This window comes from Brumimicrobium glaciale, assembly GCF_004152935.1.
GTDB lineage: Bacteria > Bacteroidota > Bacteroidia > Flavobacteriales_D > Crocinitomicaceae > Brumimicrobium > Brumimicrobium glaciale.
This window is the reverse complement of the sequence record NZ_SETE01000006.1, coordinates 88,389-106,377: the sequence shown is the minus strand read 5'-3', so window position 1 is coordinate 106,377 and position 17,989 is coordinate 88,389. Positions and strand designations below refer to the sequence as shown.

The following is a 17,989-nucleotide window of genomic DNA, read 5'->3' as shown; positions in this document are numbered from 1 at the left end:
TCCATTTTAGAAAAAATTCATACTTTAGTCTACAATATTACTACCATGGGATTTAAACTACTATCATTAATAACAATATTCTGCTTTGCATCAACATCTTACGCTCAAAGCATTGCCCGAAGTAGCTTAAACTCCTTTGGGAACTCGGTTCAGAAGAATGGAATTAGATTAACTCAAACTGCTGGACAGTCGAGTAACTATTCTGTTTTCAACTCTACAGAGCTATCCATTGAGTTACGTCAAGGGTTTCAGCAAACCAATAACCACCTTATTCACGACAAAAAAGGCTTGCAATTCATTTTGTATCCAAATCCAAACCACGGATCTTTTTCTATTCAATTTGATGAACGAATTTATGGCGAGATAAAATACCGATTATTTGATAATCAGGGTCGAATCTATTCTGAAAACAAACTTTCAACTGCAGGAACACATCTATTTAACTTCAATCTCCCTGCAGGAAGTTACATTCTTCAACTAAAGGATTCAATAGGTAAAACTGGAACAACAAAAATAATTATACTTTAACTTATGAGAAAACTATTCATAATTTTCGCCTTCCTTCTAAGCTATACAGCTATAGCTCAAGACTTCAACATGTACACTGTTAATTTAATCGGAGGAAAGCAATTTAGCACTTTTACTTTCAAAAATTCTGAAAATCAAAAAGATGAGACATTAAAATATGTAATGTTAAATGCATTTGGAATAAATGGTGCCTTAGAAAATGGACGTCACAATATTCGACTTGAGGCTATATTCCGTCAAGCTGGAGCAAAAACAATATTCAATGGAAATCAGATGAATTGGAAAATGAATTATATGAATTTCAATATTGGTTATCTGTATTCCATTATCGATATCGAAGACTTCAAACTTCAGTCAGGAATTGCTTTTGGTGTTGGATATATGCTAAATGGTGAACAGGAATACGGAAACGTCCGTTTAGACATTAAAGAAGAAGCTTCAATGATTCCATATGAATTTAGTGGAATGGGAATATTAAATGGTACGGTAAAAATTTCAAGCACCTTATATATTGGACTTGAATACCGTTACGGGATAGGACTAAACCATATTGAAAATGATGCAAATAATCAAAAAACTAGAAATCTATACCACGGTGTAATGCTGAGCCTAGGAATTTCACTATAATATTTATTACTATGAAAAAATTAATATTAACAGGACTAACAGCGTTTTTATTTGCCACAATGACGCTTGCACAAGCCCCACCACAAGGGGTGAATTATCAAGCAGTTGCTTATAACACAACAAGTATAGAGGTTCCTGGATCAGATATATCTTCTCTTCCTCTAGCAAATCAAACCATCAAGGTACGATTTACGATTGTTAAAGATCAAGCCAACGGAAATGTAATTTACAGTGAAGAACACACCACGGATACTGATGAGAATGGATTATTTAATCTAATTATTGGAAACGGTTTTCAACTAAGTGCTGCTGACTTCCCTTCTATTGATTGGAATACTGGACTACATTTCTTAAAAGTAGATCTTGATATTAGTGGGAATTACAATACTATGGGAACCCAACAAATATGGAGTGTTCCTTATGCTTTATATTCTGAAAAAGCTGGTAATGGTGTAAAGGAAATAATTAATAATGAAGGAGCTTCTATTACATTTAATTTAGAAAATGGTGAAACCTACACAGTACCTACAGGTGGTGAAGATGGGGTTGACGGTTTAGATGGAATAAGCATCAACTGGCTTGGTGATCTTACAACTGCCCCTGCTAATCCTGCATTCAATAACGGATATTATAACAGCACAAATGGAATTTCCTATGTGTGGAATGGAACAGCTTGGCAAATAGTTGCTCAAGATGGAAACGATGGGGCGACTGGTGCTACTGGACCTCAAGGAGTTCAAGGTCAAATCGGTTTAACAGGAAACACAGGCTCTCAAGGAACTCCGGGTGTTAATGGTACAAATGGAGTAAGCATCAACTGGCTTGGTGGTTTTACAACTGCTCCCGCTACCCCAACATTGAATGATGGATATTATAACAGCACAAATGGAATTTCCTATGTGTGGAATGGAACTGCTTGGCAAATAGTTGCTCAAGATGGAAACGATGGTGCTACTGGTAATACTGGACCACAGGGGATTCAAGGACCAATTGGTTTAACAGGAAACACAGGTTCGCAAGGAATTGCTGGTGTTGATGGTACAGACGGAAATGACGGCGCTACAGGCGCTACTGGACCTCAAGGAAATCAAGGGCCAATTGGTTTAACAGGAAACACAGGTTCGCAAGGAATTCCCGGTATAAATGGTACAAATGGAAATAATGGTGCAACAGGAGCAACTGGCGCACAAGGACCTCAAGGACAAATTGGTTTAACAGGAAATACTGGTGCTCAAGGAATACCAGGAATTGATGGCGCTGACGGAAACGACGGTGCAACTGGTGCTACAGGACCACAAGGACCCCAAGGACAAATTGGATTAACAGGAAACACTGGTGCGCAAGGAAATCCGGGAACAAATGGTACGAACGGAAATGACGGCGCAACTGGCGCAACTGGTTCACAAGGACCCCAAGGACAAATTGGATTAACAGGAAACACTGGTGCACAAGGAAATCCGGGAACAAATGGTACAAACGGAACAAATGGTGTTGGAATCAATTGGCTAGGTGGTTTTATAACTGCTCCTGCTAACCCTGCTTTGAATGACGGATATTATAACAGCACAAACGGAGTCTCTTATGTTTGGAACAATACTGCCTGGCAAATAATTGCTCAAGATGGAAATGACGGTGCTACTGGTGCAACTGGTTCACAAGGACCTCAAGGACAGATTGGATTAACAGGAAATACTGGTGCGCAAGGAAATCCGGGAACAAATGGTACAAACGGAACAAATGGTGTTGGAATCAATTGGCTAGGTGGTTTTATAACTGCTCCTGCTAACCCTGCTTTGAATGACGGATATTATAACAGCACAAACGGGGTTTCTTACGTTTGGAACAATACTGCTTGGCAAATAATTGCTCAAGACGGAAACGACGGAGCAACTGGTGCGACTGGTTCACAAGGACCTCAAGGAACAATTGGATTAACAGGAAACACTGGTGCACAAGGAAATCCGGGAACAAATGGTACAAATGGTACAAATGGAATTGATGGAATAAATGGAACAAATGGAATAAATGGAGTTGGAATCAATTGGCTTGGTGGTTTTATAACCGCTCCTACTAATCCTGCTTTAAATGACGGATATTATAACAGCACAAACGGAGTTTCTTATGTGTGGAACGGAACTGCCTGGCAAATAATTGCGCAAGATGGAAACGACGGTGCTACTGGTGCGACGGGTTCACAAGGACCTCAAGGACAGATTGGATTAACAGGAAATACTGGTGCGCAAGGAAATCCGGGAACAAATGGTACAAACGGAAACGACGGAGCAACTGGTGCAACTGGTTCACAAGGACCGCAAGGACCAATTGGTTTAACAGGAAACACTGGTGCACAAGGAAATTCGGGGACAAATGGTACAAATGGAATTGATGGAACAAATGGAGTTGGAATAAATTGGCTTGGTGGTTTTATAACCGCTCCTACTAATCCTGCTTTAAATGACGGATATTATAACAGCACAAACGGAGTCTCTTATGTTTGGAACAATACTGCTTGGCAAATAATTGCGCAAGACGGAAACGATGGTGCAACAGGAGCAACTGGTTCGCAAGGACCGCAAGGACCAATCGGTTTAACAGGAAACACTGGCGCGCAAGGAATACCGGGTGCTGATGGTAATGACGGTGCAACAGGCGCAACTGGTTCACAAGGACCGCAAGGACAAATTGGTTTAACAGGAAATACTGGTGCTCAAGGAATACCAGGAGCTGATGGAAATGACGGCGCAACAGGCGCAACTGGTTCACAAGGACCGCAAGGACCAATCGGTTTAACAGGAAATACGGGTGCTCAAGGAATACCAGGTGCTGATGGAAACGACGGTGCAACAGGAGCAACTGGTTCACAAGGACCGCAAGGACCAATTGGATTAACAGGAAATACTGGCGCGCAAGGAATACCAGGATTTGATGGCGCTGACGGAAACGACGGTGCAACAGGAGCAACTGGTGCACAAGGACCTCAAGGGCCAATCGGTTTAACAGGAAATACTGGTGCCCAAGGAACTCCAGGAATCAATGGCACAAATGGAATAAACGGCACAAATGGAATCAGCATCAACTGGATTGGTACTCTTGCAACTGCTCCTAACAATCCAGCACTAAATGACGGATATTATAACAGCACAAACGGAATTTCTTATGTTTGGAACAATACTGCTTGGCAGATAGTTGCTCAAGATGGAAATAACGGTACTACTGGATCACAAGGAATACAAGGACCAATCGGTTTAACAGGAAATACAGGTGCTCAAGGAATGCCTGGTGTTAATGGAAACGATGGTGCAACTGGCGCTACTGGACCCCAAGGCCCACAAGGTCCTCAAGGAAATATGGGACCACAAGGTGTTCAGGGACCACAAGGATCTCAAGGTACCTCTGGACCTATTGGAGCAACAGGAATGACAGGACCACAAGGACCTTCGGGATCTAATGGATCACAAGGACCACAAGGAATTCAAGGACCTATGGGACAACAAGGAATAGCTGGACCCGATGCACAGACTTTATCTGTGACTGGAAATAATTTAACAATCACAGGTGGTAACACTGTTACACTACCTCCAGTTGGAACTTTAGACCAAGCTTATGATTTTGGCGGAGCGGGAAGTGGTAGAATTATTACCGCAGACGCTGGAGCATTTGAAGTAACTACAAATTCAACAGCTGCAACTGGATCTGCAATAGCTGGAAAAACAACTGGAGCAGCTTATGCTATCCATGGCCAAGCAAGTACTGGAAGCAGTTCTGATGCAGCTATTTATGGTGAAAACCTAAGAACTGTTGGTGGTCAAGGACTTTTAGGTATTGGAGACAATGGTGTAGTTGGTCAAGATCATGATTTAGGCGCAGATCCTAATACATTCGGTGTTTTCGCAAATGGAAACCTTGGTGCATCTGGAACAAAAACTTTCCAAATAGATCACCCAACAGATCCTGAAAACAAAGTGTTACGTCACTTCTCTACAGAATCAAATGAAGTGTTAAATATTTACAGAGGAAACGCTGTTTTTGACGCAAATGGTGAAGCGATTATCACAATGCCTGACTACTATGAAGCGATTAATAAAAACCCAAGCTACAACTTAACTCCTGTTGGTGGATATGCTCAACTTTATATTAAAGAAGAGTTAAACAACGGTGTTTTCGTTATCGCTGGAGGAACATCAGGGTTGAAAGTATCTTGGACAGTTTACGCAGAAAGAAATGACAAATTCTTGCAAAAGCATCCGCAAAATCGTGAAGTTGAATTGGATAAAAAAGACAGTCAAAAAGGAAAGTATTTTATGCCTGGACTTTATGACCAACCAGCAAGTAAAGGTATTTTCTATAATGAGAAAAAATAAATAGAAATAACTCAAATTAATATCATATTTGAATTAAAGTTGGTCGGAAGAAATTCTGGCCAACTTTTTTTTGTTTCAGAAATAAATAATCCAATAGATTTTCTAACCTAAAAACACCAACTGACTTTTCATTAAGTGAAGCTCTAAAATTGAATATAAATCATTAAATTTCGGGCAAAACAACCTTCTTTTTTGAAGCGAAAAAAGAACAATAAAACATCATCATGCAAGTACTATTCATAGACACAGTTCACCCAATTTTAGAAGAACGTTTAACAGAAAAAGGATTCAAATGTATTGATGGAACATCTTGGACGCGTGAAAAATGCATTTCAGAAATCCCAAAAATGGATGGTGTTGTGATTCGTTCACGTTTTCCGATGAATAAAGATTTTTTGAAACACGGAACGCAATTAAAATTCATTGCAAGAAGTGGAGCGGGAATGGAAAACATCGATTTAGATTACACCGAAAAACACAACATCCAATGTTTTAATGCGCCGGAAGGAAATAGAAATGCTGTTGGTGAACATGCTTTAGGAATGTTACTTTCTTTATTCAATAATCTAAAAAAAGGAGATAAGGAAGTTCGTCAGGGAATTTGGGACAGAGAAGGAAATCGTGGAATTGAACTCGATGGAAAAACTGTTGGAATTATCGGTTACGGAAATAACGGTGGAGCATTCGCCAAGAAACTAGCTGGATTTGATGTGAAAGTTTTGGCTTACGATAAATACAAAAAAGATTACGGAAATCAATATGCACAAGCGGCAACCATGGAAAGTATCTTTATGGAAGCAGATGTAATTTCATTTCACATTCCACAAAACGAAGAAACAATGTTCTTGGCGGATGAGGCCTTCTTCAATACTTTTGTTAATCCAATTTATGTCATCAATTTAGCTAGAGGAAAAATTGTAAGCACTTCTGCCCTACTCAAAGGACTAAACTTAGGAAAAATAAAAGGAGCTTGTTTAGATGTTTTAGAATATGAAAGTGCTTCGTTTGAAAAAACAATCTCTGGAGATGAGAATCTTGAGTTCAATGCACTTTTAGCTTCTGATAAGGTTTTATTTTCTCCACATGTTGGAGGTTGGACTGTTGAAAGTTATTTTAAATTGAGTGATGTATTGGCTGATAAGGTGTTGGAGTTTTTCAAATTGCAGGGCTTATCAGCAGTAATAAGAGAGATTTGAGTAGTGAGTGGTGAGGCGAGACTCTTGCGAATCCCGGCATAATCCTACTTTTCTTTCTCTGCGAAACTTTGCGAAAACTCAGCGTATATCTGCGTCACCTTCGACTTCCACTCCCATATTCCGCATCACAATCCTAACCGTTTGTCTCGTCTTCTGCTCCATCAAAATCTCTCGATTCTTCGTTACTCTATCAATCGTGTGCTGATCATAATGACGAATCGTTACCAATTCCAAATTATCGTTGTAGCGCACTTCGTATTCATCGCTCAACATTTCTACTAGATGATTCAATTCATCTTTGTTGATGTCCAAACACACAGAAAAACTTACGGCAGAATTTTGCATTACGTTAATATGTCCGCCCGATAAGGCTAGCTTTTTAAAAATATCGCTCAAATTTTCTTCAACTACAAACGAAAAATCCTTGGGTGTAATGGAAAGCAATACTTGGTCTACTTTAAATATAAAAGAGGGAACCAAATCATCATTTTCTGTTGAAGTTTGGATAATGGTTCCAGACGCTTCAGGATCCAAAAATGATTTTATATATAAAGGTATATTCTTATTTTGAAGCGGTTTTATTGTTTTTGGGTGAATAACAGAGGCGCCATAATACGCCAATTCAATTGCTTCTCGAAATGAAATTTTATCCAGTTTTACTGTGTTTTCGAACCATTTTGGATCAGCGTTCAACATTCCAGGAACGTCTTTCCAAATCGTTACACTTTCTGCGTTGGTGCAATAAGCGATAATTCCAGCAGTAAAATCTGATCCTTCTCTTCCTAAAGTTGTGGTGAATCCTTCTTTGGTGTGTCCAATGAAACCCTGAGTAACAGAAATTCTACATTTTTTAGATTTCAATTCAGAATCCATAAGTTTTTGGGTTCTCTCCCAATCCACTTCAGCTTTTCTGTAGGCATTGTTTGTTCTGATGAAAGTTCTTGCATCTTTCCAACACGCATCATTTTCATAAAGAGTTAAATACGCTGCGATAATTTTGGTTGAAAGCACCTCTCCTAGCGAAACAATTTGATCGTATTGATAATTGTAGTTTTCAACTAAGCGTTCGTCTTTTTGAGCAATTAACTCTGTAAAAATCTCTTCTACTTCATCGAAAATCAGGTGAGAATTATCATCGAAAAGTCCATTCATGATATCTAAGTGGAAATCTTTTCTGTCTTCTACTAGAGCACAAAAATCATCGGTGTTTTTTTCGTAAAGTGCTTTTACAATTCCTTCCATTGCATTTGTAGTTTTCCCCATTGCGGAAACCACAACAAATAAATCGTCGTTTTTATACTGATCTAAAATCGATTTTACATTCTTCACTGCACTTGCTGTTTTCACTGAAGCACCACCAAATTTAAACACTTTCATTCTCCCAGATTTTCATTGCGAATTTAATGTTTTTAAATTAAGGTTTATGTAATTTGAGTGAGATTTGGGTTGCGCTGTAATGGAACGCGGATGACACGGATGCAAGCAGCGCGGAAAATCGCGGATTTTTTGTTGGGTTTGGATTGGATTAGATTGGATTGGATTGGATAATCGTGGATTTATTCACCTGCAGTGATTTCGACGGACTCAGTCACCAACGAAATCTTCATTTCCAGATAGTAATCCGTTGAGTGCGGTGACTGATCCTGTCGAAGGCGACGATGGCAAAAATCTAAAGCATAGAAATCAAAAAGATTCTGCTTCTGGGATATAGTTGCAGCAGTTTAAATATCACCATAATCTAAAACTAATGAAGTTTAATTATTAGCGTTCAGTTTGAATTAATTCAAACTCATCAATCAGATTTCCTATGTTGTATTTTGGACACTAAGCGTTTATAAACAAAGATAAATAACTGTTTTTCAAATAAATATTTTAATTTTAGTTTATGAAAACCTTTTTTTCTATACTTCTTTTTGTAATAATTTTTGGAATCAATAGATCTCATTCTCAAAATTTCATTATGACTAATGGGGCAACAGTTACTACTTGCACAGGAACATTCTATGATTCTGGCGGTCCTACCGGAGATTATTCCAATAATGAAAATATTACTTTTACAATATGTCCCGGTAATGGAAGTTCAGCTACTGTTGATTTTACATTTTTTGATATAGATTTTATTATTTGGGATAATCTAACAATATATGATGGAAATAGCACATCTGCCCCCGTAATTGGAATATACGGAGGTGCAACTGCACCTAATTTTATCGTGGCCTCTTCAACAAATATTTCTGGATGTCTTACATTTGTATTTATATCAAACCCTATTGCACCGCAACAAGGCTGGGCAGCGACAATTGGTTGTGTCAATTCCTGTCAGCAAATTATAGCCAATGCTACTTTCTCGCCAAGTCCAGACCCTGATGGAATTATTCGAATTTGTCAAGGAAATACTGTAAACTTTAATGGAAGTGGAACATATCCTCAAAACAACAACAGTTATGCACAGTCTGATGCTACATCAATCTTTACTTGGAACACTCAGGACGGAAGTAATCCAGTTGGTAAAATCGCATCACATACTTTTAGCAATGAAGGAGTATTTTTTGTTGATCTCGAAATTGAAGATTTAACAGGTTGTGCCAATGATGCTCCCTTTACACAAGAAATACATGTTTCAACAACTCCAGATTTTAGCGGTACTGTTGGAACCCCAAATTCAATTTGCTTGGGTGATCAAGCTACTTTAAACGGAGTGGTTTCTCCTGTAACCTTTGACAAATCATGTGTTCAGCCTAACTTCTCCCCAATCTTTATAAATGGCGGGAATGGCCAATCGATTGTCAACTCAGTAAATTTAGAATGCTTTATTACTGGTCAAACGTTCACAAATATTAGTGAACTAGGTTCAATTTGCGTGAATATGAATCATTCAACAATTGGTGATTTAGAAATTGGAATTGAATGTCCCTCCGGACAGAGTGTTATTTTGAAAGAATTTCTTGGTGGAAGTACGAGTAATTTAGGTGTTACTTATGCCCCAGGATACCCTCAAGGAATTGGGTTTAACTACTGCTGGACTCCCAATGCAACAGGTGGAACTTGGGCTAGTAATACTAATGGAACTTCAATTCTGCCTTCGGGTGTATACGAATCAGACAATCCAATGAGTGCACTGGTCGGTTGTGATTTAAATGGACTATGGACCTTCACAATTACCGATAACACAACTATTGACAATGGACACTTTTTTGATTGGTCTATTGATTTTGACCCATCGATTATTCCTCCTTCCACAACCTTTACACCAACCATTATTTCCGAAAGCTGGCAGCCAGATCCAACAATAATTTCTGGAACAAATCCTATTACTGTTGTGCCAGCTACAAGTGGAAACGCCTGTTATACTTATGAAGCAACAGATAATTTTGGTTGTGTCTATGATACAACATATTGCATAAATGTCCAATCACTCAGTATTGATGCATTACCTGATATTACACAATGTGTACCCTATATCCTTCCTGTGATTACAGGTTCTAGTTTAAGCGGAAATCAAGCATATTACACGGGAATTAATGGAACAGGAACTCAATTTAATGCGGGTGATGCAATTACAGCTTCAACCTTAATGTATATTTATGATAGCTTCTCAACAGGCCTATCTTGTGAAGTTCAAAATTCGTTTAACATAACTATTGGTGTTTCCTCTACTGTTTTAAATTGTCCACCGGCAACAAGTCTTAGTGGCTCTAGTCTATTGCCTCCCCCTTTCGCCAATTTTAACGCCTTTATTTCTGGAGGGGGAACAATATCTTTTGGATTTGGAACTGCTGCAGTGATAAATTCTTTCACTTTCTTAAGTGATGTTACAACGGTGAATGGTTGTCAAGAAACAATAACGAGAACATACCAAGTAACAGATGGTTGCGGTGTAAATGAAACTTGTTCGCAAATTTTCAATATAGCTGACAATATTGACCCAACTGGTTCAGCACCAACTAATATTACTATTCAATGCATAGGTAATCTTCCTCCTGCAAATATTGCTCTAATTACCGATGAAGCTGATAATAACACAGTAAATCCAATAGTTTCTTTTGTTAGTGATGTTTCGGATGGGAATACTTGTCCAGAAATAATTACAAGAACTTACAATATTGCCGATGATTGTGGAAATAATATTGATGTAACTCAAACAATTACAATCAATGATAATATTCCTCCGACTGGAACAGCACCTGCTGATGCTACAATTCAATGTATTGGTGATTTCCCTGCTGCAGATATTACGTCAATTACCAACGCAGCTGATAATTGTACAGTTAATCCAGTTGTTTCTTTTGTTGGCGATGTTTCAGATGGAAATACTTGTCCAGAAATCATTACCAGAACTTATAATATTGCTGATGACTGTGGAAATAATATTGATGTTACCCAAACCATTACAATTAATGATGACATAAATCCAACAGGAACTGCGCCTGCAGACTTAACAATTCAATGTATTGGGGATCTTCCGCCGGCCAATATTAATTTAATAACTGATGAAGCAGATAACTGTACAGCAATTCCCGCGGTTACTTTTGTTGGAGAAGTTTCAGATGGAAATACTTGTCCAGAAATCATCACAAGAACTTACAATATTGCTGATGACTGTGGAAATAATATTAACCTTATTCAAACCATTACAATTAACGATGATATAAACCCAACTGCAAGTAATCCCGTCACAACGACAGTTCAATGTTTAACTGATGTTCCTGCGGTTGATATTTCTGTAGTTTCAGACGAAGCAGACAATTGCACTGCAATTCCAATTGTTGCTTTTGTTTCAGAAAGTACTGACGGAAATTCATGTAACGGAGAAATCATTACGAGGATTTACAGCGTTACTGACGATTGTGGAAATAGCATAAATGTGAATCATACGATTCTTGTAGATTCTTACACGCCCAATTTCACTGTTTCAGGACAAGGAACAAATTCTTGTAATGGAACGGATGGAGAAATAACACTTTCAGGATTATCGCCAAATACAAATTATGAAATGAGTTATGATTTTGGAGTAACAAATGCTATCACAACAAACGCAGCAGGAAATTACGTAATAACAGGACTTCCAGCGGGCTCTTACACAAACTACACGGTTTCAGATGCTGATTGTTCAGCCTGCACCACAACAGAAAATGTTTCAATTAACATAAATGACCCAACTGCTGCCATTATTAATGCTGGTCCAGATGAACAATATTGCGAAGGTGAAACCATCATTTTAAATGCAATTAATCCTGAAAATGCCAACATTACTTGGAATAACGGAATTACTGATGGAGTTGGATTTATTCAACCAGTGGGAACAACTTTTTACACCATTACCGCTGAAAGAGTAAACTGTTTTTCTTCAGATCAAATGAGTATCACAGTTTCTCCGGCGATAACAGGAATAACTTGTCCGGGAGATTTAACAGCTTTGTGCGAAATTTCAGAACAAGCGCCTTATGCTGATTTTAATGCATTTATTTCCGCTGGAGGTTCTGCAACAATTCCAGTTGGAGGAGTAATTGATTCTGCTTCTTTTACTTTGTTGAGCGAAGTTTCTGATGGAATTATTTGTCCAGAAACCATTACAAGAACTTATCAAATTGCAGATACTTGTGGGGTATCTCTAAGTTGTACCCAGCAAATTGTAATCAGCGAAATTATCCTCCCAACAGCAACACCACCGAACGACACAACAGTTCAATGTATTGGTGATGTTCCGATTGTGGATGTTTTATCAATAACTGACGAAGCCGACAATTGTTCTGCAATTCCTATTGTGACGCACGTAAGCGATGTTTCTGATGGAAATACTTGTCCAGAAAGTATTACAAGAACTTACAACATTGAAGATAAATGCGGAAATAATATTGATGTTATTCAAACAATTACAATTAACGACGATATTTTGCCAACAGCGAGTAATCCTGATACGATTTTTGTAGCTTGTTTGGCTGATGTTCCACTTCCAGATATTGCAGTGGTAACTAACGAAGCAGACAACTGCACTGCAAACCCAACGGTCGCATTTGTTTCAGATAATTCCGACGGAAATACGTGTAATGGCGAAGAAATCACACGAATTTACAGCATTGCGGATGATTGTGGAAACACGATAAATGTTTCGCAAATTATAAAAATTGAATTGTTTAATCCAGTTTTTACTGTGTCAAGCACAAATCCAACAACCTGCGATGGAAATGAGGGAACAATTACAATTTCAGGATTGGCGCCTAATTTCAATTATGAATTAACTTATGACAGCGGAACTCCATTTTCAATTACGACTGATGCCGTTGGAGAATTTACAATCACGGGACTTGTGCAAGGAAATTATACTGATTTTACAATTATCGAAGGAACATGTTTAACGTGCAGCACAAACGAAAACATCACGATAACGCTGACTGATCCAATTCCACCAATTGTAAACGCTGGAATTGACATTGCAGCATGTGAAAATGATTTAATTACATTAACAGCGTTTAATCCTGAAAACGCAAATATTTCTTGGAATAATGGAGTAATTGATGGTTTCATTTTCTCTCCACCTGTTGGAATATCAACTTATACTGTTACTGCAGAAAGAGTGAATTGTTTTACAACGGATCAAGTTCAAGTAACGATAAATCCTTTGCCAAATGTAGATGCTGGTCCAGACTACACAGTTTGTGATGGCGATGAAACTACACTTTCTGGAAGCGGAGCAGATACTTATTTATGGGATAATGGCGTAATTGATAATGTTCCATTTACGCCAAGTTTGGGACTTACAACTTACATCGTTGTTGGAACGTCTGTTTTTGGCTGCGTAAACACAGATCAAGTTGATGTTGAAGTAATCATTTCACCAGATATTTCGTTTACAGCAAACCAAACTGTTGGTTGCTCGCCTCAAGAAATCAATTTAATAAGTACTTCGTCGGGCATTGGAAATCAGTGTCTTTATACTATTAATGGTGTAGATCAAGTTTCAGGATGCAACGTAAATTACATTTTCAAAGATGCAGGTTGTTTCGATGTTACGCTGCAAGTTGAATTAACAAATGGCTGCATCGACGATTTCACCGTTTCAGATTACATTTGCATAGACGATTATCCAATTGCTGATTTCAAGGTAAATCCAGAAGAAATTACCAACATTTACAACAAAGTAGATTTCATAAACGAATCTACTGGAGCAACGAATTACGAATGGGATTTTGGTGATGAAAGTTTCTCAAATGAAATCAATCCAACGCATGAATATTCAGTAAATTCTATCAAAGAAAAAGCAATTTTTGATCTAGAATTAATCGCAACGAGCAATTTGGGTTGTAAAGATACATTCAATTTAGATTTGCCGTTTTTTGAAGAATTGGTTTATTTTATTCCAAATACATTTACGCCAGATGGAAATAAATTCAACGAAACATTTAGACCAATTTTCACAACAGGATTTGATCCGTTGGATTATAAATTAGAAATTTTTAATCGTTGGGGAGAAATGATTTTTGAAAGTAATGATGCATATTATGGTTGGGATGGGAGTTATGGTTCGAGCAATGTGATTTTCGCCCCAGAGGGCGTTTATGTTTGGAAAATTAGTTATAAGATTTTGAGGGATGATGAGAATGCGGAGATTGTTGGGAGCGTGAATTTGATTCGGTAAATAGTCAATTACGAATGATGAAATTACGAAATACGAATTATTTAAATGGAATAATCATTTTTCGATGGATGTAGGGGCGATTGGCAAATCGCCCAAATCATTCGAAAATGCAATTCGTGAAAATTTAAAAATCAAAAAATCCAATGATTGAAGAAATCAAATGGTTAAACATTTTTCGATGAGCATAACGCAGGGACGATTTGCAAATCGTCCGTACCACGCGTGAAAATCATTCATAAATGCAAATCGGAAAAACATAAACGTTGGCATGCTTTGTAAATCGTCCCTTCTCCATTATTAAAACAAAATCTAAATTGAAAAAATACAAATCCACCAAATACATTTTCTCAAAATATTTCACAATAAACGTTTCTTATTGGTACATTAGATGAATGATTCATTTAGTGAAAAATTCAAACGAAAGACTAAAAAATTAAGGATGAAAGACTTAAAGAAAGTAGAGAATTCAGAATTAATAGAAGCGTTCATCGAAAACGATTTTGCAACAGAGGTGTTTTCACAATTAAGCAAAGAATTCGCTAAGGTTGGAGTCCTAATCGAATTTAAGGAAGAAGAATTGATATCATTTGAATCTTTTAGAAATAGATTATCTGATGAAATTGAACTCATTATGAGATCTTCTCCAAATCGTATAGATCAACTTTTGTATGTCACTGACTTACCAGAAGGTAAAGTGAAAGCGGTCTTCAGCGAAAATGAGAATCCTGTTGCTGAATTATCAAAAATGCTTTTAATGCGTACAGCTCAAAAAGTGAATTTTAGAAGGCAGTATAAAATGGGTTTATTATAATTTCTAATCATCGATAAATTGAACAATTTCGATGATTTTACTGTTTAAAGTCTAATAATATTGTAAATTTGCTAATCCGGATAATGTTAAAAAATGACATGGACAAAGTATCATATATAGGTAACGCCGACGTTAATGCAATTGACGACTTGTACAACACGTACAAAAACGACCCAAGCAGTGTAGACGAAGGGTGGAGAAAATTTTTCGAAGGATTCGAATTTGGACAAACCAACTATGAAGATAGTGGCGAAGTTCCAGAGAATTTCCAGAAAGAATTTAAAGTAATAAATCTAATAGAAGGTTATCGCAGAAGAGGCCACCTATTCACTCACACTAATCCTGTGAGAGAAAGGAGACATTATGCGCCGAATCTTTCTATTGAAAACTTCGAACTTTCAGAAAGTGATTTAAACACAGTTTTTCAAGCTGGAAGCCGCATTGGCTTAGGTCCAGCGACATTGAAAGACATTGTGGCTCACATGGAAAGTGCATACTGTGAGAGTATTGGTTTAGAATTCCATTACATCAGAAATCCAAAGCGTAGGCAATGGTTTTTGGATGAATTGGAGTTAGACAACCGTCCTAAATTCACAAGTGATGACAAAAAAGCTATTTTCAGAAAACTAAGTGAAGCAACGCTTTTCGAACAGTTTTTACAGAAAAAATACGTTGGTCAAAAACGTTTTTCTATTGAAGGTGGTGAGTCATTGATTTCTGGATTGGATCAAATGGTTCGTCGTGGAGCAGATCTTAACATTAAAGAATTTGTTGTTGGAATGGCACACAGAGGTCGTTTGAACACATTAGTGAATATCTTTGATAAAGACCTTACAGAACTTTTCGGAGAAATCGAAGGGAAAGAATTCGATGATGACGATACTTTTGATGGTGATGTTAAATATCACTTAGGATTAACTAGAAGCATAGAGATTGGAGATAAAAATCTTCAATTAACATTGGCTCCAAACCCTTCTCACTTAGAAGCAGTTGGTCCAGTTGTAGAAGGAATCACAAGAGCGAAAATCGATGATTATTTAAAATCAGAAAACGAAATTGTTCCAATTATCATTCATGGAGATGCTGCAATTGCTGCTCAAGGAGTAGTTTATGAAGTAATTCAAATGTCTGAATTGGATGGTTACAAAACCGGAGGTACAATTCATATTGTTGTAAATAACCAAGTTGGTTTTACGACGAATTATAAAGATGGTCGTTCAAGTACTTATTGTACAGATATTGCAAAAACAACATTAAGTCCAGTATTCCACGTAAATGGTGACGATGTTGAAGCAGTAGCTCAAACTTTTATCATTGCTTTAGAATACAGACAGAAATTTAATAAAGATATATTTATAGATTTACTTTCATACAGGAAATATGGTCATAACGAAGGTGATGAGCCTAAGTTCACGCAGCCAAAATTGTATGAAAAAATCGCAAATCATCCAAATCCAAGAGAGATTTATAAGTCTCAATTGATTAAGGAAGGTATAATTGATGAAGCTTTCGATGAATCTATGAAAGAGGAGTTAGAAAGTAAGTTAGATTCTAAATTTGAAACTTCAAAAAATGAAGACAAGGTAGTCGTTACTAACTTCTTGGACGAAATTTGGAAAGACTTTGATTATGCTGAGGAAGAAGATTTCGATAAAATCATCGATACAAAATTTCCAAAGGATAAATTAATCGTACTCGGGAAGAAAATAGCAACATTACCAGATGGAAAACAGATTTTCAGAAAGGTTTTAAAGCTGTTTAAAGACCGATTAAAAATGATTGAAAACGATAAATTGGATTGGGGAATGGCAGAAATGTTAGCCTATGCAACTTTATTGGTAGAAGGTCATCCTGTTCGTGTTTCTGGTCAAGATGTTGAACGTGGAACTTTCTCTCACCGTCATGCAGTGGTTAAAACTGAAGACGAAGAAGAGGAGATTATTACGCTTAATCATTTAGAAAAAGACCAAGCAGAAATGACAATTTATAACTCTCTACTTTCTGAGTATGGAGTTTTAGGATATGAATATGGATATTCAATTGCACAACCAAATGGTTTAACGGTTTGGGAAGCGCAATTTGGAGATTTCATGAATGGTGCACAAATTATTATTGACCAGTTTATTTCAGCTGGGGAAGATAAATGGAATGTGCAAACAGGATTGGTGATGTTATTGCCTCATGGCTATGAAGGTCAGGGAGCAGAACATTCTTCAGCGAGAATGGAACGTTATTTACAAAGTTGTGGAGATTTGAACATGCAATTGATCAACCCGACAACGCCTGCAAATAATTACCATGCATTGCGTAGACAATTGAAGCGTAATTTCAGAAAACCTTTAATTGTGTTTTCACCGAAAATGTTGTTGCGTTACCCGAAAGCTGTTTCTACATTGGAAGATTTGGCGTCAGGAAGCTTCAAAGAAGTGTATGACGATCCAAGAAACATTCATGAAACTGCAACAAACGTTGTGTTGTGTTCTGGTAAAGTTTATTACGACTTTATTGCAGAAGCAGAAGAACGCGGAATTGAAGACATGGCTTTCGTTCGTGTTGAGCAACTCTATCCTTTGCCTAAAAAACAAATCGATGAAGTTTTAGCAAAATATAAAAATGCTAAAAATATTATTTGGGGACAAGAGGAACCAGAAAATATGGGAGCATGGGTTTTCATGGCAATGAATTTGCGACATATTGACTTAAAATGCGTTTCACGTTTAGCTTCTGCAGCACCAGCAGCTGGAGCAAAAGAAATCCATTTGAGAAGATTAAAAAGATTATACGATACCTTATTTGAATACGCGGCAGTAGCTGCTAAATAAAATTATAG

8 protein-coding genes are annotated in these 17,989 nt (G+C 37.4%); 7 read left to right on the top strand and 1 reads right to left on the bottom strand.

Annotation, left to right across the window (positions count from 1 at the left end):
* The first annotated feature begins 45 nt into the window (after positions 1-45).
* The 4 genes from ERX46_RS13935 (at position 46) to ERX46_RS13920 (ending at position 6,712) form a co-directional block, all read left to right on the top strand.
* Positions 46-528 carry a T9SS type A sorting domain-containing protein gene (locus tag ERX46_RS13935; protein WP_130094489.1) on the top strand — a complete coding sequence of 161 codons (483 nt, stop codon included), beginning with the start codon at positions 46-48 and terminating at the stop codon, positions 526-528.
* Positions 529-531: 3 nt separating this feature from the next.
* Positions 532-1,155: a hypothetical protein gene (locus ERX46_RS13930; protein ID WP_130094488.1), complete on the top strand. Its 624-nt coding sequence runs from the start codon at positions 532-534 to the stop codon at positions 1,153-1,155.
* A gap of 11 nt (positions 1,156-1,166) precedes the next feature.
* The gene (locus tag ERX46_RS13925; RefSeq protein WP_130094487.1) at positions 1,167-5,516 is read left to right on the top strand and encodes a collagen-like domain-containing protein; all 4,350 of its coding nucleotides are present in this window, start codon (positions 1,167-1,169) and stop codon (positions 5,514-5,516) included.
* 224 nt (positions 5,517-5,740) lie between these two features.
* Complete coding sequence (locus ERX46_RS13920; protein WP_130094486.1) at positions 5,741-6,712, top strand: NAD(P)-dependent oxidoreductase; 972 nt, start codon at positions 5,741-5,743, stop codon at positions 6,710-6,712.
* Positions 6,713-6,790: 78 nt separating this feature from the next.
* On the opposite strand, the gene ERX46_RS13915 is transcribed toward ERX46_RS13920, so the two are convergent.
* Complete coding sequence (locus ERX46_RS13915) at positions 6,791-8,089, bottom strand: aspartate kinase (RefSeq protein WP_130094485.1); 1,299 nt, start codon at positions 8,087-8,089, stop codon at positions 6,791-6,793.
* Between the two features lie 508 nt (positions 8,090-8,597).
* Here ERX46_RS13915 and ERX46_RS13910 point away from each other — a divergent pair.
* From ERX46_RS13910 to ERX46_RS13900, 3 genes are all read left to right on the top strand, one after another.
* Complete coding sequence (locus ERX46_RS13910; RefSeq protein ID WP_130094484.1) at positions 8,598-14,348, top strand: HYR-like domain-containing protein; 5,751 nt, start codon at positions 8,598-8,600, stop codon at positions 14,346-14,348.
* A gap of 439 nt (positions 14,349-14,787) precedes the next feature.
* Positions 14,788-15,159, top strand: coding sequence for a hypothetical protein (locus tag ERX46_RS13905; RefSeq protein WP_130094483.1), 372 nt, complete (start codon positions 14,788-14,790; stop codon positions 15,157-15,159).
* Between the two features lie 98 nt (positions 15,160-15,257).
* On the top strand, positions 15,258-17,981 hold the full coding sequence (locus tag ERX46_RS13900) for a 2-oxoglutarate dehydrogenase E1 component (RefSeq protein WP_130094482.1): 2,724 nt from the start codon (positions 15,258-15,260) through the stop codon (positions 17,979-17,981).
* Positions 17,982-17,989 lie beyond the last annotated feature (8 nt).